The following is a 22,441-nucleotide window of genomic DNA, read 5'->3' on the forward strand; positions in this document are numbered from 1 at the left end:
AAATGGTAGATATCACACATAAAAGTACCACGTTGAGAACCGCAGTAGCTCAAGCTATTGTTAAGGTTAGTAAACCCGAAACCATTTTAGCTATTCAAAATGACACCGTTCCAAAAGGCAATGTATTTGCTATGAGTAAAGCTGCTGGTTTATTAGGTGTAAAACGCACACCAGACATTTTACCAGATTGCCATCCTTTGCCTATTGAATTTACTAGTGTGGAATATGAAATAAACGATTTAGAAATCACTGTTTTATTTACTGTTAAAACCATTTACAAAACAGGTGTAGAAGTTGAAGCCATGCATGGTGCAAGTGTAGTCGCTTTAAATATGTACGACATGCTAAAACCTATCGACAAAGGTATTGAGATTTATCACATAAAATTATTAAATAAAAAAGGCGGGAAATCCGATTTTAGAGATCGCTTTAGAAAAGATTTAACCGCTGCAGTTATTGTGTGTTCAGATACTATTTCGGCAGGAAAAAAAGAAGATAAAGCTGGAAAAGCAATCATTGAAAAGCTAGAATCTTGTGATGTGAAGATTGCAGATTACATCATCATTCCAGATGAAAAAGATATCATTCAACAAAAAGCAAAAACATATCAAGAACAGGATGTGGATTTAATCATCTACACAGGAGGTACAGGATTATCAGGACGCGATGTCACTCCAGAAGCTTTAATTCCGTTACTAGATAGAAGAATTCCTGGTATTGAAGAAGCCATTCGTAATTACGGACAAGACAGAACCCCATTTTCTATGTTGTCTAGAAGTGTTGCGGGAACTATAAAAAACACACTTGTTTTAGCTTTACCAGGCTCTACTAATGGTGCAAAAGAATCTATGGATGCAATTTTTCCATCGGTTTTACATATTTTCAGAATTTTAAAAGGTGCAAGACACGATTAATGAAAAAAGATAAAAACATATTACAAGACAGTTTTGGCAGAGACCATGCCTATTTACGTATTTCATTAATTGAACGCTGTAATTTACGTTGTTCGTATTGTATGCCAGAAGAAGGTGTGCAATTATCACCTAAAAGTCATTTAATGACATATGAAGAGATTTACGATATAGCCAAAACCTTTGTAAAACATGGTGTTACCAAAATAAGATTAACTGGTGGCGAACCATTAATTAGAAAAGATATACCTATTATTTTAGAGAAATTAGCAACACTTCCAGTTGAGTTATCAATCACTTCAAATGCGATTATTATTGATAGGTTTATTGAAGTTTTAAAAACAAATGGTGTAAAAAGTATCAATGTGAGTTTAGATTCATTAGACAGAGAAAAGTTTAAACATATTACACGTCGCGATCAGTTTGAAAAAGTTTACAACAACATTTTATTACTTGTAAAAGAAGGTTTTAAAGTGAAATTAAATGCGGTTTTAATGAAGGATTTTAATGATAATGAAATCATCGATTTTATTAATTTCACTAAAGATTTACCTATTTCGGTTAGGTTTATAGAATTTATGCCTTTTGATGGCAACAAATGGGATATGAGTAAAATGGTATCTTATGCAGAAGTGATGGATTATGTTAATGCTTCTTTTACCGAAGAGCAGATTGAACGTTTACAAGATGCGCCAAACGACACATCAAAAAACTATAAAATAAAAGGATACAAAGGTAGTTTTGCTATTATTAGCTCAGTAACTAATCCGTTTTGTGATTCTTGTAATAGATTGCGTTTAACTGCAAACGGACAATTAAAAAACTGTTTGTTTTCTGCAACAGAATCTGATTTATTAACCACACTTCGCCAAGGAAAACCTATAGAACCTATTATTAAAAAAGCAGTTCTAGCCAAACTTAAAGTTCGTGGCGGTATGAATACCATAGAAAAACTTCAAGAACCTAAATTACATAACAACAACAGGAGTATGATTACTATTGGAGGGTAATTATCTTCTTTGATGATATTTGCTTAGTTATTATTATCAATTGTCGAGTTTTATCGAGAACATTATAAAAAACGTTCATTAGGTATTTTCAGAACTTTATTGTTAGTTTTAAACAAATCGAAACTTAAAATTTCATCTTTATAATCAACAGAAATTTCATCTCTAACCACATTTTTAGGTAATTTAAAATTTCTTTTAAAATATGCTGAAGCATAACAATAAGAATGTTTAGTATTTGTAACCTCATCTTCGAGAGCTACTTTCTTATTTATTTTTTCTGTGGTAACAACTAGATTATCATTCTTATTTATGTAAAAATTAAAATCTTCTTTCACATAACCTGGTAATTTTAATTCATAATGAAAGCTAGATTCAGTTTCTTTAATTTTTACATCAGATTCATCTCTAGTCTTATCTATTTTAAGTTTAGAAATATTTTTATTAAAATAATTACTTTCCAAATTTCTGGAAGTCCTTCTTAACTGGATGTTTTGGGTTTTACTTGGTGCCATGACTTTTATGATTTATTAAACGTTTAGTTGAATAATTCTATCTAAGAAAAAAATATAAAACACTTAAAGTGTGATTGGCGGGCTAGTAGTTTTCTAAAGATACGATGATGTTTCAAATTAAACAACTCCATAATAACACTTTAACATAGCTTAATAAAAATTTAACACGATTGTTAAAAACCACTTAAACTAACGCTAATAGAAAGCTTTATTCTGAAATTTAATTAAAACTAATTAAATGTTTTAAATTGAAACAAATGCTTTTTGAATTAATAAGCAGCTTCAACCGTAATAGCAACACTTTTTGAAGCAGGAGTTTTAGCTGTATGCGCAAAACTATCTAAAGGCACTAATACATTCGTTTCGGGGAAATAAGTAGCACAACAGTTTTTAGGGATATCGTAACCAACTACTTTAAAGCTATGAGCTTCTCTAACAATACCACTATAAACCGATTTTAAATTAACAACTTGTTTTTCTATTAAACCTCTTACTTTCATATCTTCTCTATTCATGAAAATAACGCGTCGTTCATTATAAACACCTCTATATCTATCATCTAAACCGTAAATGGTTGTATTAAATTGGTCGTGACTGCGAATTGTCATCATAATTAATTCTTCATCTTTCAATTTCCAATGAGGTAATTTATTAATTGAGAAATTAGCTTTTCCTGTTTTGGTATTAAATTTTCGCTCTCTAGCGCCATTTGGCAAATAAAACCCTGATGGATTTTTTAATCGCGTATTAAAGTCATTAAAACCTTCAACTACCTCAGCAATATCATCTCGAACTAAATTATAATCATCTTGATATTGAAGCCAATTTATTTTAGAACGCTCTTTTAAAGTAGCATGAGCAACACCGCAAACTACGGCAACTTCGCTTAATAAATCTTCAGAACAAGGTTCTAAAATCCCTTTAGTCGATGACACTATTCCCATTGAGTTTTCTACACTTTGGGTTTGAACTCCTGTTTTTTGATAATCTTTTTCCGTACGTCCTAAACAAGGAAAAATTAAAGCCTCTTTTCCTGTTACTAAATGCGAACGGTTTAGTTTTGTGCTCACATGAACCGTTAAATTACAATTGGCTAATGCTTCTGCAGAATAATTTGTATCTGGAACAGCCGAAATAAAATTACCACCCAAACCAAAAAACACCTTAGCTTTCTTTTCATACATTGCCTTAACCGCATCAATTACCGAATAACCATGTTTTACAGAAGGTTTAAAACCGTACTTAGATTCAATTTTATCTAAAAAAGCTTGAGGAGCCGATTCCCAAATACCAACCGTTCTATCACCTTGAACATTGGAATGACCACGTACAGGACAAGTTCCTGCACCTTCTTTACCAATACTTCCTTTTAATAGTAAGAGATTCACAACTTCTCTAATATTATCAACCGCATTTTGGTGTTGCGTTAAGCCCATGGCCCAACATATAATAATTTTATCGTTATTTAATATTAAATCGAAAGCATCATCAAAAACATTCTTAGAAACTCCAGAAGCTTGAAGACATTCATCAAAATTATAAGTTTTTAAATCTGAAATAAATACATCATATCCATCGGTAAATTCTTCAATAAAAGTTTTATCAAACACATCGTTTGTAGCCTCTTCCTTTTGTAATAATTTAAGAAGTATAGCCTTAAAAAAAGCAACATCACCATTAATAGTTACTGGCACAAAAACATCTGAAAGTTTTGTACCACCCATTAACATTTTTATTGGGCTTTGAGGATCTACAAACTTCATTAAACCTGCTTCAGGAAGCGGATTCACAGCTATAATTTTACCACCGTTTTTTTTACATTTCTCTAAAGCTGACAGCATTCTAGGATGGTTGGTAGCTGGATTTTGCCCAACAACCATAACCAAATCTGCTTTATACAAATCATCCAAAGTCACAGAACCTTTTCCTATACCTAAGGTTTCAGACAAAGCACTACCACTGGCTTCATGACACATATTTGAACAATCTGGCAAATTGGAAGTACCATATTCTCGAACAAATAATTGATATAAAAATGCAGCTTCATTTGTAGTTCGTCCGGAGGTATAAAATACAGCTTCATCAGGATTATTGAGTGCATTTAAATGCTTACCTACTTTTTCAAAGGCATCATTCCAAGAAATAGGTTGATAATGTGATGCGCCATCAGCTAAAAACATAGGTTCTGCTAAACGACCTGATTTACCTATTTCGAAATCCGACATGGCAGATAGTTCATCTACTGAATGTTTAGCAAAAAATTCTCGATTAATAGTTTTATTCTGAGCTTCTTCGGCAATAGCTTTTATACCATTTTCGCAATATTCCCCAATAGGCGAACGCTCATCATCTGGATCTGGCCATGCACAACCTGGGCAATCAAAACCTCCTTTTTGATTTATTTTAAGCGATAACTTTAATGCATCTGCAGGATTCATATACTTAGCCGCTTGACTAAGTGATGATTTAATAGCACCAAAACCTACACTATTTTTTGATGGTGTAGTAATTTTTAGGCTTAAAAACTTCTCAGATGTTTTTGCTTTTTCTTCTGGGGATTTACTCATTAAGTTATGAATGCTTTAAAAAATTATGGTTAGCCAATAACTTTTTCTCCAACATTCATATTACTCATATAAGGTTGTTTTGTTAGTCTTTTACCGGTTGCTTTATAAATTGCATTAGCTACTGCTGCTCCTACTGGCGGTAAAGTTGGCTCACCTAAACCTGTTGGCGCTAATTCATTTTCTATAAAATGAACATCTACTTTTGGTGTTTGTCCCATTCTAATAAGTTGATAAGTATCAAAGTTTTTAGATAGTGGTATACCATTATTAAAACCAAAATCGGAATACATCGTATGGCCAATACCATCAATAACGCCGCCTTTCACTTGATTTAGAGCGCCCATTGGGTTGACTACAATTCCGCAATCTACAACACAGGTCACTTTTTTAACGGTAGGTGTACCATTATCCATAACAATATCTGCTACCTCTGCAACATGAGAATTATGGCAATAATAAACTGAAAAACCTTGATAAACGCCAGCTTCACTTTTGCCCCAATTCGATTTTTCGACAGCTAATTTAATAACTCCTTGTAATCTTTCTGGACTATATTCTATTTTTGGATCTGGATTGTTCTTTACATTTTCTAATAAATCTAAATGCAATTGGATTCGGTCTACACCCATTTCTTCTGCTAATTCATCAAAAAAGGTTTGTTCTGCACTTGCTAAAAAGTTGGTATAGGGTGCTCTCCATGCTCCAGTAGTAATGTTACTTTTATAATTTGTTGTATCTACTTTATAGTTTTCTACAGCTGCTGCAGGAAAGAAATTTGGAATTAAACCATACATGTTTCCATTAACACAAGCTTCTTTTAAATGATAACCTGTTAGCTTTCCATCTTTTATGGACGCTGCAATTCTGTATTTTGTTGACGGACGATAAACACCAGTTCCCATATCATCTTCTCTAGTAGAAATCATTTTAACTGGTTTATTTATAGCATTAGAAATTTCAGCCGCTTCAATCACAAAATCACAGTACAAACGTCTACCAAAACCACCACCCATTCTAGTCATTTCAACTTCAATATCTTCTAGTTCTCTATCCAATAATGCAGCTGCAACTTTTGCTGTTTCTTCAGGTGTTTGTATAGGTCCAACTAAATGTACTTTTTCTGGAGTTACATTAGCAAAGAAATTCATAGGTTCCATACAGTTATGAGGCAAAAACGGTGCTTCATATGTACGTTCTATAACTTTATCTGCTTGAGCGAACGCTTTTTTCACATCACCATCAGATCGTTGAGTATCAAACTTATCTCCATCTAACAAATCGAATAATATTTTATCGTGATTCTCTGTACTTTCAAGTGGAGTATCATTTTTCCAAGTCGCTTTAATGGCTTTTTTGCCTTTAATAGCATCCCAAGTTGTTTTTGCAACAACCACAACTTTATCTGTACCACTTATAACAGATGTCCAGCTTATAAATCCTTTATCTAAAAATTTTCTAGCTTTTTCACCAATTACGATAACATCTATAACACCAGGTAATGCTTTTGCTGCTGATGCATCAAAAGTATCTAGAACTTGTCCGAAAGCTGGAGGTCTTAATACCGAAGCATAAACCATTCCTTCTTCTTTATAATCTAAACCGAATAATGGTTTTCCTGTTATAATTTTATCTATATCAACATTTCCTGTTGCTTTACCAATTATTGTAAAATCTTTTGGATCTTTAAGAGATACATTTTCAGGAACTTCCATTCCGGCAGCATCTTTCACCACATCACCATACCCTAAAGTATCACCATTTGCATTTGTAATAACTCCTAATTTAGCAGTACATTCTGAAGCATCAACACCCCATTTAGCTGCTGCTGCATTAACAAGCATCTGTTTTGCTGTTGCTCCTGTTTGCCTTAATGGTTCCCAACTAAACCTTATAGATTGGCTTCCACCAGCAACTTGACGTGTGTAATTATTAGTATCTAGAACACCTTGCTCTACATAAACATCATCCCAAGCTACATCCAGTTCTTCGGCAATAAGCATTGGCATTGAAGTTTTTACCCCTTGCCCAATTTCTGGGTTTGGAGAAAATATGGTTACTTTACCTTCATCAGAAATTTTAATAAAGGCATTGAAGTCGTTAAAATTTAACTGACTTATATCTACAGGTACTTTGGCGTCTGGTTTACAAGCATTAAATAAGTTAAAACCTATTAATATCCCGCCACTTGCTAAAGCTGATGATTTTAAAAACGATCTTCTGCTAAATGTCATTGTTTTTGAAGGTGTCATTGTTTTTTATTTATAGGTTGATTAACTTAATTTATCTGCTGCTACTTTTACAGCTTCCTCAATACTATTGTAAGAGGCACATCTGCAAATGTTTCCGTGCATAGCATTTCTAATTTGTGAATCGCTAGGATTTGGATTTTTACTTAAGAAAGCTGACGCCGTCATAATTTGTCCGGATTGACAATAACCGCATTGTGGTACATCAATTTCTTTCCAAGCTTCTTGAACAGGATGTGTTCCATCTTCTGAAAGTCCTTCAATAGTTGTGATATTCATACCTTCTGCCTGCGATACTTGCAATAAACAACTTCGCATTGCATTACCATCTACATGAACAGTACAAGCACCACATTGCCCTATACCACACCCAAATTTAGTACCTACTAAATCTATTTGGTCTCTTAAAACCCATAATAAGGGTGTATCCATATCTGCCTCAACAGTATGAGTTTCATTATTAATTTTTAAATTAAATGTTGGCATAACGTTATGTGAAATTGGTTATTATTGAATTGCTATTAAAAATACAAAAAAATAAAATCCATTTTATGCTTTTATTAACGTTTTAACATAGTTTTAGTAAACTCTAAGGCACGTTTTTCATTATAGTAAATATTATTTCTATCTATAAAGCCTACATGTCCACCATATTGAGGCATTTCCAAATGAAGATTTTGATTGTTTTTAGCTTCTTTTATGGGGTAACATTCTGCTGATAAAAACGAATCGTTTAATGCGTTAATAACCAAAGTAGGTATTTTAATATTGGAAAGATATTGTAAACAGCTTGACTTCTCATAATAATCTAAAGCATCTTTAAAGCCATGTGTCTTTGAGGTGTAAACATTATCAAAATCTAATAATGTTTTTATAGAATTTAATTCTTCTAAACTCAATTCCTTTGAAAAAAGGTTCTGTTTTATTTTTAAATGATTAACTAAATCTTTTAAAAATCGATCATGAAACGGCTTGTTCTTTATTTTATGAAGTTCTTTGCAAGAGCCATGTAAATCACAAGGTACAGAAACTGCAACAGCTGCTTTAATTTCCGCATGCAATTCATCTCTTTCACCTAAATATTTAAGTACAACATTCCCTCCTAAACTAACGCCTTTTAAATAGATTTCTGAATATTTTTTTGTTGAAATAGCATGTTGAATAATGGTTTCTAAATCTTCTGTAAAACCAGAATGATAACTATAATAATATGAATTGGTTTCATCACTGCAGCCTCTAAAATTTACACTTATGGCATCAATATTATTTTCATTAAAAAGCTTCGCAGTACCTGTCATATAAGGACGTTGCGCATTACCTTCTAAACCATGAAGTAAAATAATGAGTTTGCTTGTTTTTTCTTTAGCATAACTCCAATCTAAATCTAAAAAATCGCCATCACTAAGTAAAATACGCTCTCTTTCTTGTTTTAAAGAAACACGCCTTAACAAACCTGAATAGACGGTAGAAATAAATCCGTTTTTAAAACAAAAAGGTGGTTTGTAAGATGAGGAGACTATTGGCATTATTATTTATACTTTAAAGCATCAGTCGGTTTTGGCACAAAATGGTGCTTTCCTCCTGCTCTATCATCATCAAATGTTACTGGAACATCATCGTTAAGTGTGCGTTCGTTCCACGTTAAGTGTTCTGTCCCATCATCTGTTTTAACCATTGTGATACAATTTTCTACAGGGCAAACCAATGAACATAAGTTGCAGCCTACACAATTTGCTTCAATAATACTTGGGATTCGATTTCCTGGTTCTCCTGATAACGAAATGGCTTGATGTGCGCCATCATCGCAAGCAATGTAGCACAATTCACAACCAATACATTTATCTTCGTTTATTTCGGCAATAACTTTATGTTTCAAGTTTAAATGTTTCCATTCGGTTACATTTGGCAAAGCTTTTCCAGCAAAGTCATAAATTGTATGGTAGTTTCTTTCTTCCATAAATTGACGTAAACCTGCTTCCATTTCACGGACAATTCCAAATCCATAATGCATAACTGCAGTACATACTTGCACGGAAGTAGCACCCAAAAGAATAAACTCCACGACATCACGCCAAGTTTCTACACCCCCAATTCCTGAAATAGGAATCTTGCTAATTTCTGGATGTTGTGCCAAATCCTTAATCATATTCATTGCGATTGGCTTAACAGCAGGACCACAATAACCTCCATTGGTTCCTTTTCCGTCAACAACAGGATAAGGTGCAAATGTATCTAAATCGATACCTACAATACTTTTAATGGTGTTTATCAATGAAACCGCATCAGATCCTCCTTGATAAGCAGCCAATCCTGGATCTATAATCTCTGAAACATTAGGCGTTAGCTTTGTTATCACTGGAATATTTGCTGCTTCCATTACCCACTCTACAATGGTTTTTAAAACTGCTGGTTCTTGACCAACTGCAGAACCCATACCGCGTTCGCACATTCCGTGAGGACAACCAAAATTAAGCTCTATACCATCAGCGCCTGCATTTTCTACATCTTTAATTATTTGATGCCATTCTGCCTTACTTTGTACCATTAATGATGCAATTACCGCGTGATCTGGAAAGTATTTCTTTACTTCTTCAATTTCACGAAGATTGTCTGCCAATGGACGATCTGTAATCAATTCAATATTATTGAAACCCATCATTCTGGTATTTCTGTAATTTACAGATCCGTAACGGCTGGATACATTTACAACTGGAACTCCAAGTGTTTTCCAAACTGCGCCTCCCCAACCAGCTTCGAAAGCTTTCATTATTTGATAACCTGAATTTGTTGGTGGTGCAGAAGCCAACCAAAAAGGATTTGGAGCCTTGATTCCCGCAAAATTTACTGATAAATCAACCATGTATTGTTTTTTGTTTTTAGTTGTTTTTTATTGGATAATTGCAATAAAATTCAACCTTAATTCTTAAATCTTACTCTTTATTCAGCCATTGATTGATACCTCGTGCTGCCATTTTACCATCATAAGCTGCATTTACCACTTCCGCACCTCCATTTATTGCATCTCCACCAGCAAAATACTTCGGGTTTGTTGTCTGAAAAGTATCTTTATCCACAACAATTCTAGTTTTGCTATCCAAGTCCAAACCAGAAATTAAATCGTAAAACATCCCTTGTTTAGCTTGACCAGTTGCTTTTATAACCATATCGCATTTAACAATAAATTCATTATTAGTTATTGTTACTAGCTTTCCGTCTATAACTTCAGTTTTGGCAAATTTCACGCCTTCGACTTTAACATTTCCAATAATTTCTACAGGTATAGCATTAAATAAACTATCCACTCCTGCACTAATTGCTAAATCGTATTCAAAATCATAAGCTCCCATACTTTCTCGGGATCTTCTATAGGCTAATACCGTTTTTCTAGCTCCCATTCGTGCACATTCTGATGCTGCATCCATTGCCGTATTTCCACCACCTATGACAACTACGTTTTTTGGCATACTCAATTTATGACGCTTATTACGAAGATCTTCAATGAATTCTACTGCTCCAATCACACCTAATTTATCTTCTCCTTTCAATCTTAAAGTTGCAGTCTTTCCTAATCCTACACCCAAGAAAATTGCATCATATTTAGATTCTAATTGGTTTATTTCCTCAGTTGTATCGATTGGTGTATTATAAATAATATTGAAACCTAACTGGTTTTTTAAATAGTCTATTTCCTTTAAAACTTCTTCATTGGTAATTTTATATGGAGCAATTCCATAAACAGTTAATCCTGAAGGTTTTTCTTTAGCTTCATATATATCAACTTCATAGCCTAGAGTTCTTAGTTCGCAAGCTGCAGAAATCCCAGCTGGTCCAGAACCAACAATTGCTATTTTCTTACCATTATCTAATCCTGGTTTAAATAGCTTTTTATTGTTATCTATAGAATAATTAGTGGCATAATTTTGCAATCTGCCTATTTGAATTGGTGGCACATCTTGATGATTATACACACAAGCTCCTTCACATAAAACACCTGTTGGACATACTACCCCACACGCATTTCCTAACCAATTTGAATCGAAAATAGTCTTTGAAGATCCCGTTAAGTTATCGGTGTGTATTTGTTTGATAAACAAAGGTATATCTATACTTGTCGGACAAGCTTGAACACAAGGTGCGTCGTAACAAAAAAGACAACGAGAACTTTCGTAAAAAGCCTCTGTACTATTCATTAAAGGCTTCTTTTGCTTGAAATTCTTTTTGAATTCTGCTTCGCTTGTGGGTCTTTTATATTCTGCCATACTTGAGAATTATGAGTTTTAAATTATGAATTTTTAAAAACTCATAATTAATGATTTAAGATTAAAGCTCCGTTATTTTACCATAAGTTTCTGGTCTTCTATCTCTATAAAATTGCCAAGTTGAACGTACCTCATCAATTAGATCTAAATCAAATTCAGCTACTAATAATTCATCATCATCACGAGATGCTTCTGCAAATATTTGTCCTCTGGGATCTACAAAATAAGATTGACCGTAGAACTTACCTAAATCCCAAGGTTTTTCTTCTCCCACACGATTGATGCAGCCCATAAAATACCCATTTGCTGCCGCGTGTGCTGGTTGCTCTAACTTCCATAAGTATTCGCTTAATCCTGCAACAGTTGCTGATGGATTATAAACAATCTCGGCTCCATTTAATCCTAGTACTCTTGCGCCATCAGGGAAATGTCTATCATAACAGATATAAACACCAATCTTTGCATATTTTGTTTGAAAAACTGGATATCCTAAATTACCTGGTTTAAAGAAAAATTTCTCCCAAAACCCATTGGTATGGGGGATATGATTTTTACGATATTTACCTAAATACGTTCCATCTGCATCAATCACTGCTGCTGTGTTATACAAAACTCCAGCTTGTTCCTTTTCGTAAATTGGAACTATGATAACCATATTATACTTTTTAGCATAAGTAGCCATCAAATCTGTGGTTGGCCCTGGAACTGATTCTGCTGTTTCGTACCATTTGCTATCTTGACCTGGGCAAAAATAAGGTGTACTAAAAATTTCTTGTAAACAGAGTATTTGAACGCCCTGCTTACCTGCTTCCTCAATATATGGAATATGCTTAGCAATCATTGATTGCATAATTTCTTTCATAGTTCCTTCTCCTTCCGTCATTGGAAGACTCATTTGGATTAATCCTGATTTTACTTTTCTTGGCATAATTATTTTGTTTAACTAGGTCTCGACTGCGCTCGACTTGATACTTATTTTATTTGTTTGTCCCTTCGATCGCAGTCGAAAGGTTATTTTTTTTCTAAATTACAGTTTTAGAAGTTTTCCCTCTTGGTATAAATTTTCCGTTTCCTGCTTTAAGAAGGCATTCTTCATTTTCAATGGCTACTTTACCACGTAGAATAACGGTTTCTGTTTTTCCGGTGACTTCCCATCCTTCATATCCTGAATAATCACAATTCATATGATGTGTTTCAGCAGAAATAATGTGTTCCTTTTTAGGATCGAATATGACGATATCTGCATCACTTCCTATTGCGATTGTTCCTTTTCTTGGATACATCCCAAAAATTTTAGCGGAATTTGTTGAACTTATCTCTACAAACTTAGTTAGTGATATTTTTCCTTTACGTACACCTTCAGAATATAAAAACTCCAAACGATGCTCAATTGCAGGATGTCCATTAGGAATTTTAGAAAAATCATCTTTTCCCATTAGTTTTTGCTCCCACATAAACGGACAATGATCTGTCCCAACCGTTTGAATCAATCCTTGATTAATACCAGACCATAACGCTTCTTGATCTTTCTTTTCGCGCAATGGCGGACTCATAACCCACTTGGCACCATCAAAATCCTTTTCGTATAAAGAGGCATCCAACATTAGATATTGTGTACACGTTTCTACAAATACTTTTTGATTGCGCTGAGTAGATCTTCTAACTGCGTTTAAAGCACCTTCGCACGTCATATGTACAATATAACCTGGACAATTTGTGTATTCTAACATATCAGTAAACCTTCCTGAAGCTTCTGCTTCGGTAACTTCTGGTTGCGATAGATAATGATATAAAGGCGACAAGTTGCCTTCTACTCTATTTTTAGCAATTAATGAGTCAATCATATCTCCATTTGTAGCGTGAACTGTTACAAGTCCTCCGTGCTTTTCTACAACCTTCATAAGCTGTACCATTTGTCCATCATCTATCATCAAGGCGCCTTTATATGCCATAAATGTTTTAAAAGATGTAATACCTTCACCTTCAATTATTTGCACTACTTCCTTAGCAACCTTATCATTAAAATCTGTCACAGCCATATGATACGAATAATCTCCAATTGCCTTATCTTTAGATTTTTGTTGCCAAGTTTTCAAGGCATTATGCAAGGTATCTCCTTGTGTTTGAAGAATAAAATCTATTACCATAGTGGTTCCGCCGTGCAATGCTGCTCGCGTTCCTGTTTCGTAATCGTCGCTGGAATAAGTTCCCATAAAAGGCATATCTAAATGCACGTGAGGATCAATACCGCCAGGAAATACTAATTTTCCTGTAGCATCAATAACTTTTTCAGCTTTATAATTCAAGTGCTTTCCTATGGCTACTATTTGTTCTTCTTTAATATAAATATCTGCCACATACGTTTCCGCAGCTGTAACAATTTGACCATTTTTTATTAAGATTGACATCTTTTTACTTTTGATTTTTCATTAATAAATAATACAAAACAAACGAAATAATAAATCCTGTAAACCAAGAAAGTGAATACAAGAAACTTAATGCAGGTACCCAATAACCAACTAAGGCTACTATTACTCCTGCAAATAAGGCTATCATCGCTGCTTTATTAAATCCTGTTTTGTTATAGGAATAAATACCTTCTTCTTCATACAATGCAGTTAGATCTAAGTTTTTATCTCTAACCAAATAATAATCAGCAATTAAAATTCCTAAAACAGGTCCTAACAAACCGCTTACAAAAACAAGAAATCCTGAAATCTCATTCAGCAACCACCAAGGGGCTATTAAGATACCAATTATTCCTGTTATTATCCCTCCCATTCTGAAGCTAATTTTCTTAGGCATTAAGTTTGAAAATGCGTTGGATGGCGCGATCACATTAGCAGCAATGTTGGTACTTAATGTTGCTATTAGCATAAATATTTGAGCGATAATCACAACCGTCGGGTTTTCGAATTTTGAAATTAACGACACCGGATCCCAAGGTGCATCTTCTGCGATTAAAACATCCTTAAAGTTTATAACAGCTGCACATGTCACAAAAATCCCAACAAAGGAATACAACATCATTGTGGTAGGCAGCCCAATAAACTGACCTGAAACCTGATCTTTTTGTGTGGCTGCATATCTTGTAATATCTGCAATGCTAATGGACATTGTTGCCCAAAAACCAACCATAGCTGTAAGCCATAATAAATAGCTCCACATTTTGCTTGTAGGTTTTGCTGTTGAATCTATAATCGTTGGTGTGACAATACTTGATACTATTGGTGTTTCTGAATTTGAATTTCTGAATTGTATCTGAACGTTTTCAATTAAATTTATGGTAATAGGGTTTTCTGAAAAAGCTTGCCAACCTGAAGTTTCATCTGAAACTATATTGTATTCGTTCACCTTTATATTTCCTTCTTTATCTTTTAACGATTGAAGGTTTAGAAAATAGGCATCTTCATTTTGAGTTATGGTTGCTGCCGTTTTTTCTAATTGATCGCTTTGTTTTAAAACAATACCAAAACCTCCTGCTTGCACATATCCCCAAACAATCAAGGCTATTCCCATTAAAATTAATATAGGTGCTGAATAAGTTTCAAGCCATTTAATGCTTTCTGTTCCTTTCCAAATAAAATACATATTGATGATCCAGAAAATTCCGAAGCCAACAAATTTCCCAATAGACAATCCTAATTCTCCTTCTGCTCCTGTAATAGCATTAAAAATTGCATAAATAGCTAAACCTCCAATCCAAGTTTGTACACCAAACCAACCGCAAGCAATAATACCTCTGGTTACAGAAGCTATATGCACACCTTTTGTTCCGAAAGCGGCTCGACCGATTACTGGAAATGGAACTCCATATTTTACACCTGCGTGCCCATTAAGAACCATTGGTATTGTGATAATTAAATTAGCTAAACCTATAATAACAAGGGCTTCGTGCCAATTTAATCCTGTTTTAATCATATAGGAAGCCAAAAGATAGGTTGGAATGCAAACTGCCATTCCTACCCAAATTGCGGCTAAATGCCATTTACTCCAAGTTCTTTCTGATGCTGGTACTGGTGCTAAATCTTCACTATATAAATAAGATTGAGATACATCCATTTTTAATTCTACTATATCATCACTCATAGGCTAATTGCAGTATTGATCAGCAATTGAGATTGCTTGTGAAATTATTTGTAATCCTTCATCTACTTCTTCCTTGCTAACATTTAGAGGTGGTGCAATAAAAATCCAGTTCCAACGAACAAATGTGAACATACCAAGTTCCCTTATTTTAGCTGCCATTTTGTTTGTAGCTTCCATATCTTGTGGCTTAGCATTCCAAGGTGTTGTAGGTTCTTTTGTTTCTTTGTTTTTCACTAATTCAATGCATCCTAATAATCCTGTATTTCTAAAATCTCCTATGGATGGATGTTTTGCTTTCAACTTTTCAACTTCAGCTTCAATGTAAAGTCCCATTTTAGCTGCCTTGTCTACCAAGCCTTCTTCTTCAATAATTTTTAAATTCTCTAAAGCTGCCGCACAAGACACTGGATGTGCAGAGTATGTAAGTCCTAACGCCAATGGATTGTCATTAAAATAATTGGCAATTGTATCGGTCACAACCATTGCTCCTAATGGCAAATAACCAGAAGTTAAGCCTTTAGCCATAACCATAATATCTGGCGTTACATTATGATGATCTATCCCAAACATTTTTCCTGTTCTACCAAAACCACTCATTGTTTCATCATCTATTAATAAAATTCCGTATTTATCACAGATTTCTCTAACCTTTTTAAAATACATTGGTGGATATTTTATGCATCCGGAAGAACCTGATTCCCCTTCAAAGAGAATCGCAGCGACACTGTCTGGGTTTTCAAAATTAATCACCCTTTCCAGATGTGCTAAAGCACGTTCTCCACATTCTTCAATAGAAGATGAATTCCAAGGACAACGATATGCATAAGGATTCTCAACGTGGACTACATTTGGCATTGCCTGACTATCAATAGCAAATTTTCTTGGGTCTCCACCAACAGATGCTGCTCCATAGGTTGCGCCGTGATAAGATCTATAATGGGAAATGATTTTATGTCTTCCTGTGTAGATTCTAGCTAACTTAATAGCATTTTCTATAGCTTCAGCACCTCCTAAAGTAAAAAATGATTTTGTTAAATTTCCAGGTGTGAGTTCTGCAATTTTTTTTCCAAGTCTTCCACGAACATCGGTTGCCATTCCTGGATACACATAACTTAATTCCTGCATTTGTTTTGCAACAGCTTCTGTAATGCGTTGATTTCCGTGACCAATATTTACATTCATTAATTGCGATGAGAAATCTAAGTATTTTTTACCATCTCTATCATATATGTAAGATCCTTTTGCGTGTGATGCATTAATTGGATTTAAGCCACTTTGTTTAGACCACGAGAATAATGTGTAGTCAAGGTTATTTTTTATAATGTTATCCATTTGAATTACTAAAATATTGTAGTGGATTAGTTGATTTTTGATTAATGAGTTTCCAAATACTGATTTACAATTAAAATATTGTACCTACTTAACTCATCCAGTTGGTTTTTGCTTCTGGATTCCACTTAATGGTTGTCTTTTTGTTTTGAGTCCAGAACTCTATAGAACTTCTTCCAGTGATATCTCCTACTCCAAATTTAGATTCGTTCCAACCACCAAATGAGAATGGTTCACGAGGTACAGGTACACCAATATTAACACCAATCATTCCTGCACTTGCTCTATCCATAACTTGCTTCGCCAGTCCACCACTTTGTGTGAACACGGCAGCTGCATTACCATAGTTAGAACCATTTTCTATTTCTATGGCTTCATCTAAATCCTTAGCTCTAATAATAGAAATTACAGGACCAAATATTTCTTCTCTAGCGACCGACATATCTGTAGTTACATAATCTATAATTGTTGGTCCAACATAATAACCACCTTCTTTTCCTAAAACTGTTACATTTCTACCATCTACTAAAATCTTTGCCCCATTTGCTTCAGCTTCTGCTATATAACCTTCAATTCGTGCTTTAGATTCAGCCGTAATAACAGAACCTAAATTATCTCCAGGAACAAGAGCTTTAGCTTCTTCTACCATTCGATCAATAATATGCTGAACATTATCTACTCCAACCATAACCGAAGCTGCCATACAACGCTGACCAGCACAACCAGCCATTGACGCCAAAACATTAGATGCTGTCATTTCCTCGTGAGCATCTGGCAAAACGATTAAATGGTTTTTTGCTCCTCCTAAAGCCACACATCTTTTAAGATTTGATGTTGCTCTTTTATATACAAGTTTTGCAACCTTAGTAGAACCTACAAAAGATACTGCTTGAATGTCTGGATGGTCGCAAATAGCTTCAACAACTTCCTTACCTCCATTTACTAAATTAAAAACGCCATCTGGAAGTCCAGCTTCTTTTAATAATTCAGCAATCCTTACAGTACTTAATGGCACTAATTCTGAAGGTTTCATTACCATTGTATTCCCTAAAACCAGAGCATTAGGAATAGTCCAATGTGGCACCATATTGGGAAAGTTAAAAGGAGCAATAGAAGCTACTACACCTAAAGGTTTACGCTCAATTCTACATTCTACACCTTTACTTACTTCTTGAACTTCATTAACCACTATTTGAGGCATTGAGACTGCAAACTCACATAATTCCATACTCTTTTCAACCTCAGCTTTTGCCTCACTATAAGTTTTACCATTTTCTAGACGAACCAACTTAGTAAGTTCATCCATATTTTGTTCTAACAAATTTCTGTATTTAAAAAACACCTGAACTCTTTCTTTTAATGTTTTTGACGACCAAGAAGGATAGGCTTTTTTAGCTGCTTGTACAGCTTTATCTACATCTGAATTTGTTGATAAAGGAAGCGTTGATATTATTGATCCATCTAACGGACTAAATACGTTCATTGAGTTTTGGCCATTTCGTTCAAATTGGCCGTCGATGTAGTTTTTCACTTCGGAAAGTGTATCATTTGTATTCATCAGATCTGTTGATTTAGATTTTTTATAAATAAAGAAGAGGACTTCTAAAACCAGTAAAAACTACTAATTTCATCTAGCCCAAACTCAAATATAACAAATATTAATCACTAACAGTCTTTCATACTTGTTAAATAAGGTATTTATGTTAATATGGAATATATACAATAAAGAATTTGTTAAATTCTTAAATTAAGAATAATGAAGCTATGCCTTATTTAACTTCAAGAGATGTGAATTTAAAATCAGTGCCATTAAATAATCCTTTATCACTCAATTTAAGTGATGGAATTACTAATAATGCCATAAACGATAAAGTCATATAAGGTGCATGTAAAGTACTACCTAGTTGCTTTGCCATTTTATCAAGTTCTGCATATTGTTTTCCAACAGTTTCGCCATCTTTATCACTCATAATTCCTGCAACAGGAAGTGGTACATTTTTTTCTTCGGAATTGGAAACTGCGCAAATACCACCCTTGTTTTCAATTAATACATTAACTGCTTTACAAATAACTTCATCAGACACACCTACAACAATAATATTATGAGAATCGTGTCCTACAGAACTAGCAATAGCACCTTCTTTTAATCCAAAATTTTTGATAAATGCTATAGCTGGAGCATCATTATTATAACGATTAACTACTGCCATTTTTAAAATATCTGTTTCTGTATTAGAAACTAAATTCCCATCTATAATTAAAGTGTCTTCAACAATTTCATTGGTGACTAATTGCCCTTCTAAAGCTTCAATAACTCTTATTTTTTTTGATGAAGATTCAAACCTAAAATCTGAAGCCTGTTTTTTATTACAGTTGAAATTATTTAAATTTTTAAATGAAACAGTTTCAATGAATGATTTTCCATTATCAAATACCAACTCACCATCAATATACGTTTGAAGGGCTTTAAAATCTTTTAAATCTTCAACTACAATAAAATCTGCAAAATCACCTACTTTTAACAAACCAACATCTAAATTATAATGCTTCACAGGGTTTATACATGCGACTTGCAAGACTTTAAAAATATCAATATTTTTTACAATTGCTCTGGCGCATAATTTATTAATATGATCTATTATTAAATCGTCTGGATGTTTATCATCGCTACAAAACATCATGTTTTCAAAATGCTCTGGAAGTAAATCGATTAAAGCTTCAAAGTTTTTGGCGGCACTACCCTCTCTTATTAAAACTTTCATGCCCTTTTGAAGTTTTTCTAAACCTTCATCAAAAGTAAAACACTCATGATCTGTTGAGATTCCAGCATTTATATATTTTGTTACGTCTTCACCTCTTAAGCCTGGTGCATGACCATCAATAGGTTTATTGTAGTGTTTTGACCAAGCTATTTTTTTCATAACCTCAGCATCATCAAACAATACGCCTGGGTAATTCATCATTTCTGCTAAATACTTAATATCTGGATTTTCAAGAAGCGTTTTAATATCATCTGAATTTATAACAGCTCCAGCAGATTCAAAGGTTGTTGCAGGAACACAAGATGGCGCGCCAAAATTGAATTTAAAAGGTACTTTTTTGCCGTTTTCAATCATAAATTCTACACCTACAACACCCAATACATTCGCAATTTCATGAGGATCTGAAACTGTTGCTACAGTACCATGCTTAACGGCTAGTTTTGCAAACTCACTTGGCACCAACATAGAGCTTTCTATATGAATGTGGGCATCTACAAACCCAGGAAGAATATAATGGTTTATATCATGCTCTTTTTCTTGAATAGATTGAATTTTTCCGTTTTCAAAAGTAATTTCACCTTTGTAAACACGTTTATTTTCTATATCAACTATTTGTCCTTGTAGTTTCAAATTATTTTAATTCTATTTTTAAAATTTGTTTTGTGGTTTCAATGACTTTAAACCTATTATCTGCACGTCTATTTACTACCCAAATAATATCGTCTTCAGAACAAAGTAACCATGTATTTTCTTTATCTAAAAGTGATAATTTTTCGTCTTTAAAATACTTACTTACTTTCTTTTTACCACTCATTCCTATAGGATAAAACACATCACCTTCTTTCCATTTTCGCAGTATTAATGGGTATTTTAATTTTTCTTTATCAATGTGAATCAAATTTGTTCGTTTTCCGAAAATAGCATCAGCTTCATCAAAAAATAACGTTCCAAATGGTGTTTCTGTCTTTTTATCTGTTTCTAAAATGTATAAAATCTTGTTTTCTTCAGAATTTAAACCACTTAACAATAAATGCTCCCTGTTTTTAATTAAACGATGGGTTTGTGACAACACTAATTTACCAGTTTCAGCATCTAATAAATCGACAACATCGTTCCATTCTGTAAATCCAAAATCTTTAAAAACCTCATATGCATAGGCTTTTGGATTATCGACTTCTTTAAAATCTGAAATTTTAAATTTAACTTCGTTATCACTTATACTTTCTATAGTTTTATTTAAAAAGGCATCAATGCTATCATCTACAATACTGGTTGTGTCTTGTAAATTATTTAATGTTGATTGAAAACTTTGTAGTAAGCTAGGGTTAATTTCTTTTAAAATAGGAACGACATCATACCTTAGTTTGTTTCGCAAATACTTTTTTGATGTATTACTACTATCGTCTCGCCATTCTATATTATATTCTTTAGCATAGTTTTTAATATCTCCTCGTGAAAATGGTAAAAGCGGTCTCACAAATTTCCCATTAACTTCGGGGATTCCTGTTAAACCTTCCAATCCTGTGCCGCGAGTAAAATTGATTAAAAATGTTTCTAGATTATCATCAGCATGATGTGCTGTTAAAATGTAATCGAATTTTAATTGTTCAGCTAACTCTTCAAACCATGCATATCTCAATTCACGAGCTGCCATTTGAATGGATCGTTTGTTGTCTTTAGCATATTTTTCGGTATCAAAATTTTCAATAAAAACTTCTAAATCTAAGTCTTCTGCTAATTGTAATATAAAATCTTCATCTCCATCACTTTCTTTTCCACGTAAATTAAAATTACAATGAACTAAAGAGAACTTTAAGCCTATTTTATGACATAAGTATGTTAAAACCACGCTATCAATACCTCCAGAAATGGCAATAAGAAACCTGCTTTCATTTAAGAAAGGAAGATGGTTTTTAATATGTTTTTCAAGTTTGTCTAGCATGTTTTCAAATATACAACTTTGCCTATTGAATTAAGCATCTAACTTTAATATGAAATGACAATTATCATAAACTAATGTTATAGATTTTGTAACTTTAGAATATTAATTTAATATCTTTTATTATGTGCACACTTGAAAAATTAACCGATAAAGTTACTCAAACTGCTTTTGATAAAAAAGTAGTTTCTGCTACACAACATTTGCAAACCTATGTAAAACACAGGCTCTATATTGCAGAATCTACAGGCATAATTCCTAAAAACATGTATACATCTAGCGATTTAATAGATGAAGGTATTGTTGAATTTTATGAAAATGGTTATGATATAGATATGGACGCCATGGCTATTAAACTAAAACTTTTTAAAACTGTTGATGCCAATTTAGATGAACTTTTTAAAAGAGAAGCTTTTCATCAAAAAACGACTAGTACAGATTCAATTTTGAAAGAGGAATTAAAAGGTTTAGAAGAAAAATATACTATTGACCAAGGTTTTGATTTTATAATGAATGAAGAATTAAATGATATTTCATACAAACAGGGAAATAAACACAAACATTTATTCTTATATGACGAAGATGATAAATCTATACTTAATGCCTTTGAAATTAATGATCTATCATCTATTGATAATAAAAAATTACTCGGTAAATTCTATTCAGCTCTACCGTTTAGAGTATCTGATATTGTCGACCTTTTTGTATTTGGAAGATTAGATTATGACGAAATAGCAAAAGTAAAAAACATTGAAACTAATCGAGTAACACGTATATTAACACTTTCTATAGAGGCTTTAAAAAATAATATATAAAC

Annotated in this window: 17 protein-coding genes; 3 read left to right on the forward strand and 14 right to left on the reverse strand. The window is 33.4% G+C overall.

What is annotated here, in order from left to right; all coding sequences use genetic code 11:
• Positions 1–2 precede the first annotated feature (2 nt).
• Both moaCB and moaA read left to right on the forward strand, forming a co-directional pair.
• The gene (moaCB, locus tag BT151_RS16070) at positions 3–914 is read left to right on the forward strand and encodes a bifunctional molybdenum cofactor biosynthesis protein MoaC/MoaB (RefSeq protein ID WP_072403376.1); all 912 of its coding nucleotides are present in this window, start codon (positions 3–5) and stop codon (positions 912–914) included.
• On the forward strand, positions 914–1,921 hold the full coding sequence (gene moaA / locus BT151_RS16075; protein ID WP_072403377.1) for a GTP 3',8-cyclase MoaA: 1,008 nt from the start codon (positions 914–916) through the stop codon (positions 1,919–1,921). Before moaCB ends, moaA begins: the two co-directional genes overlap by 1 nt.
• 62 nt (positions 1,922–1,983) lie before the next feature.
• Here moaA and BT151_RS16080 read toward each other — a convergent pair whose 3' ends face one another.
• From BT151_RS16080 to tilS, 14 genes are all read right to left on the reverse strand, one after another.
• The gene (locus BT151_RS16080) at positions 1,984–2,433 is read right to left on the reverse strand and encodes an Hsp20/alpha crystallin family protein (RefSeq protein WP_072403378.1); all 450 of its coding nucleotides are present in this window, start codon (positions 2,431–2,433) and stop codon (positions 1,984–1,986) included.
• A gap of 269 nt (positions 2,434–2,702) precedes the next feature.
• Positions 2,703–5,000, reverse strand: coding sequence for an FdhF/YdeP family oxidoreductase (locus BT151_RS16085; protein WP_072403379.1), 2,298 nt, complete (start codon positions 4,998–5,000; stop codon positions 2,703–2,705).
• 29 nt (positions 5,001–5,029) lie between these two features.
• Positions 5,030–7,231 carry a xanthine dehydrogenase family protein molybdopterin-binding subunit gene (locus tag BT151_RS16090; protein WP_245794891.1) on the reverse strand — a complete coding sequence of 734 codons (2,202 nt, stop codon included), beginning with the start codon at positions 7,229–7,231 and terminating at the stop codon, positions 5,030–5,032.
• 39 nt (positions 7,232–7,270) lie between these two features.
• Positions 7,271–7,732 carry a (2Fe-2S)-binding protein gene (locus tag BT151_RS16095; RefSeq protein WP_072403381.1) on the reverse strand — a complete coding sequence of 154 codons (462 nt, stop codon included), beginning with the start codon at positions 7,730–7,732 and terminating at the stop codon, positions 7,271–7,273.
• Between the two features lie 74 nt (positions 7,733–7,806).
• On the reverse strand, positions 7,807–8,772 hold the full coding sequence (locus BT151_RS16100; RefSeq protein WP_072403382.1) for a YheT family hydrolase: 966 nt from the start codon (positions 8,770–8,772) through the stop codon (positions 7,807–7,809).
• A 2-nt stretch (positions 8,773–8,774) separates the two neighbouring features.
• Positions 8,775–10,106: an NAD-dependent dihydropyrimidine dehydrogenase subunit PreA gene (gene preA, locus BT151_RS16105; protein WP_072403383.1), complete on the reverse strand. Its 1,332-nt coding sequence runs from the start codon at positions 10,104–10,106 to the stop codon at positions 8,775–8,777.
• Between the two features lie 70 nt (positions 10,107–10,176).
• Positions 10,177–11,505, reverse strand: a complete 1,329-nt coding sequence (locus BT151_RS16110) for an NAD(P)-dependent oxidoreductase (protein WP_072403384.1) — start codon at positions 11,503–11,505, stop codon at positions 10,177–10,179.
• A gap of 61 nt (positions 11,506–11,566) precedes the next feature.
• Positions 11,567–12,433, reverse strand: coding sequence for a nitrilase-related carbon-nitrogen hydrolase (locus tag BT151_RS16115; protein ID WP_171946649.1), 867 nt, complete (start codon positions 12,431–12,433; stop codon positions 11,567–11,569).
• Positions 12,434–12,527: 94 nt separating this feature from the next.
• Entirely contained in the window at positions 12,528–13,913 is a 1,386-nt protein-coding gene (hydA, locus tag BT151_RS16120; protein ID WP_072403385.1) for a dihydropyrimidinase, read from the reverse strand.
• Positions 13,914–13,917: 4 nt separating this feature from the next.
• Entirely contained in the window at positions 13,918–15,594 is a 1,677-nt protein-coding gene (locus BT151_RS16125) for an NCS1 family nucleobase:cation symporter-1 (RefSeq protein ID WP_072403386.1), read from the reverse strand.
• A 3-nt stretch (positions 15,595–15,597) separates the two neighbouring features.
• Positions 15,598–16,926 carry an aminotransferase class III-fold pyridoxal phosphate-dependent enzyme gene (locus BT151_RS16130; RefSeq protein WP_072403387.1) on the reverse strand — a complete coding sequence of 443 codons (1,329 nt, stop codon included), beginning with the start codon at positions 16,924–16,926 and terminating at the stop codon, positions 15,598–15,600.
• A gap of 88 nt (positions 16,927–17,014) precedes the next feature.
• Complete coding sequence (locus tag BT151_RS16135; protein WP_072403388.1) at positions 17,015–18,481, reverse strand: CoA-acylating methylmalonate-semialdehyde dehydrogenase; 1,467 nt, start codon at positions 18,479–18,481, stop codon at positions 17,015–17,017.
• A 211-nt stretch (positions 18,482–18,692) separates the two neighbouring features.
• The gene (gene ade / locus BT151_RS16140; protein WP_072403389.1) at positions 18,693–20,315 is read right to left on the reverse strand and encodes an adenine deaminase; all 1,623 of its coding nucleotides are present in this window, start codon (positions 20,313–20,315) and stop codon (positions 18,693–18,695) included.
• Position 20,316: 1 nt separating this feature from the next.
• Positions 20,317–21,627, reverse strand: coding sequence for a tRNA lysidine(34) synthetase TilS (gene tilS, locus BT151_RS16145; RefSeq protein WP_072403390.1), 1,311 nt, complete (start codon positions 21,625–21,627; stop codon positions 20,317–20,319).
• A 122-nt stretch (positions 21,628–21,749) separates the two neighbouring features.
• On the opposite strand from tilS, the gene BT151_RS16150 reads away from it, so the two are divergent.
• Positions 21,750–22,439, forward strand: a complete 690-nt coding sequence (locus BT151_RS16150; protein ID WP_072403391.1) for a hypothetical protein — start codon at positions 21,750–21,752, stop codon at positions 22,437–22,439.
• Positions 22,440–22,441 lie beyond the last annotated feature (2 nt).

This window comes from Flaviramulus basaltis, assembly GCF_900114265.1.
Classification (GTDB): Bacteria; Bacteroidota; Bacteroidia; order Flavobacteriales; family Flavobacteriaceae; genus Flaviramulus; species Flaviramulus basaltis.

What these genes read in the sequence shown, in the direction of transcription:
- moaCB (WP_072403376.1), top strand. Translation starts at nt 3, where the DNA reads ATGGTAGATATCACACATAAAAGTACCACGTTGAGAACCGCAGTAGCT.
- moaA (WP_072403377.1), top strand. Translation starts at nt 914, where the DNA reads ATGAAAAAAGATAAAAACATATTACAAGACAGTTTTGGCAGAGACCAT.
- BT151_RS16080 (WP_072403378.1), bottom strand. Translation starts at nt 2,433, where the DNA reads ATGGCACCAAGTAAAACCCAAAACATCCAGTTAAGAAGGACTTCCAGA.
- BT151_RS16085 (WP_072403379.1), bottom strand. Translation starts at nt 5,000, where the DNA reads ATGAGTAAATCCCCAGAAGAAAAAGCAAAAACATCTGAGAAGTTTTTA.
- BT151_RS16090 (WP_245794891.1), bottom strand. Translation starts at nt 7,231, where the DNA reads ATGACATTTAGCAGAAGATCGTTTTTAAAATCATCAGCTTTAGCAAGT.
- BT151_RS16095 (WP_072403381.1), bottom strand. Translation starts at nt 7,732, where the DNA reads ATGCCAACATTTAATTTAAAAATTAATAATGAAACTCATACTGTTGAG.
- BT151_RS16100 (WP_072403382.1), bottom strand. Translation starts at nt 8,772, where the DNA reads ATGCCAATAGTCTCCTCATCTTACAAACCACCTTTTTGTTTTAAAAAC.
- preA (WP_072403383.1), bottom strand. Translation starts at nt 10,106, where the DNA reads ATGGTTGATTTATCAGTAAATTTTGCGGGAATCAAGGCTCCAAATCCT.
- BT151_RS16110 (WP_072403384.1), bottom strand. Translation starts at nt 11,505, where the DNA reads ATGGCAGAATATAAAAGACCCACAAGCGAAGCAGAATTCAAAAAGAAT.
- BT151_RS16115 (WP_171946649.1), bottom strand. Translation starts at nt 12,433, where the DNA reads ATGCCAAGAAAAGTAAAATCAGGATTAATCCAAATGAGTCTTCCAATG.
- hydA (WP_072403385.1), bottom strand. Translation starts at nt 13,913, where the DNA reads ATGTCAATCTTAATAAAAAATGGTCAAATTGTTACAGCTGCGGAAACG.
- BT151_RS16125 (WP_072403386.1), bottom strand. Translation starts at nt 15,594, where the DNA reads ATGAGTGATGATATAGTAGAATTAAAAATGGATGTATCTCAATCTTAT.
- BT151_RS16130 (WP_072403387.1), bottom strand. Translation starts at nt 16,926, where the DNA reads ATGGATAACATTATAAAAAATAACCTTGACTACACATTATTCTCGTGG.
- BT151_RS16135 (WP_072403388.1), bottom strand. Translation starts at nt 18,481, where the DNA reads ATGAATACAAATGATACACTTTCCGAAGTGAAAAACTACATCGACGGC.
- tilS (WP_072403390.1), bottom strand. Translation starts at nt 21,627, where the DNA reads ATGCTAGACAAACTTGAAAAACATATTAAAAACCATCTTCCTTTCTTA.
- BT151_RS16150 (WP_072403391.1), top strand. Translation starts at nt 21,750, where the DNA reads ATGTGCACACTTGAAAAATTAACCGATAAAGTTACTCAAACTGCTTTT.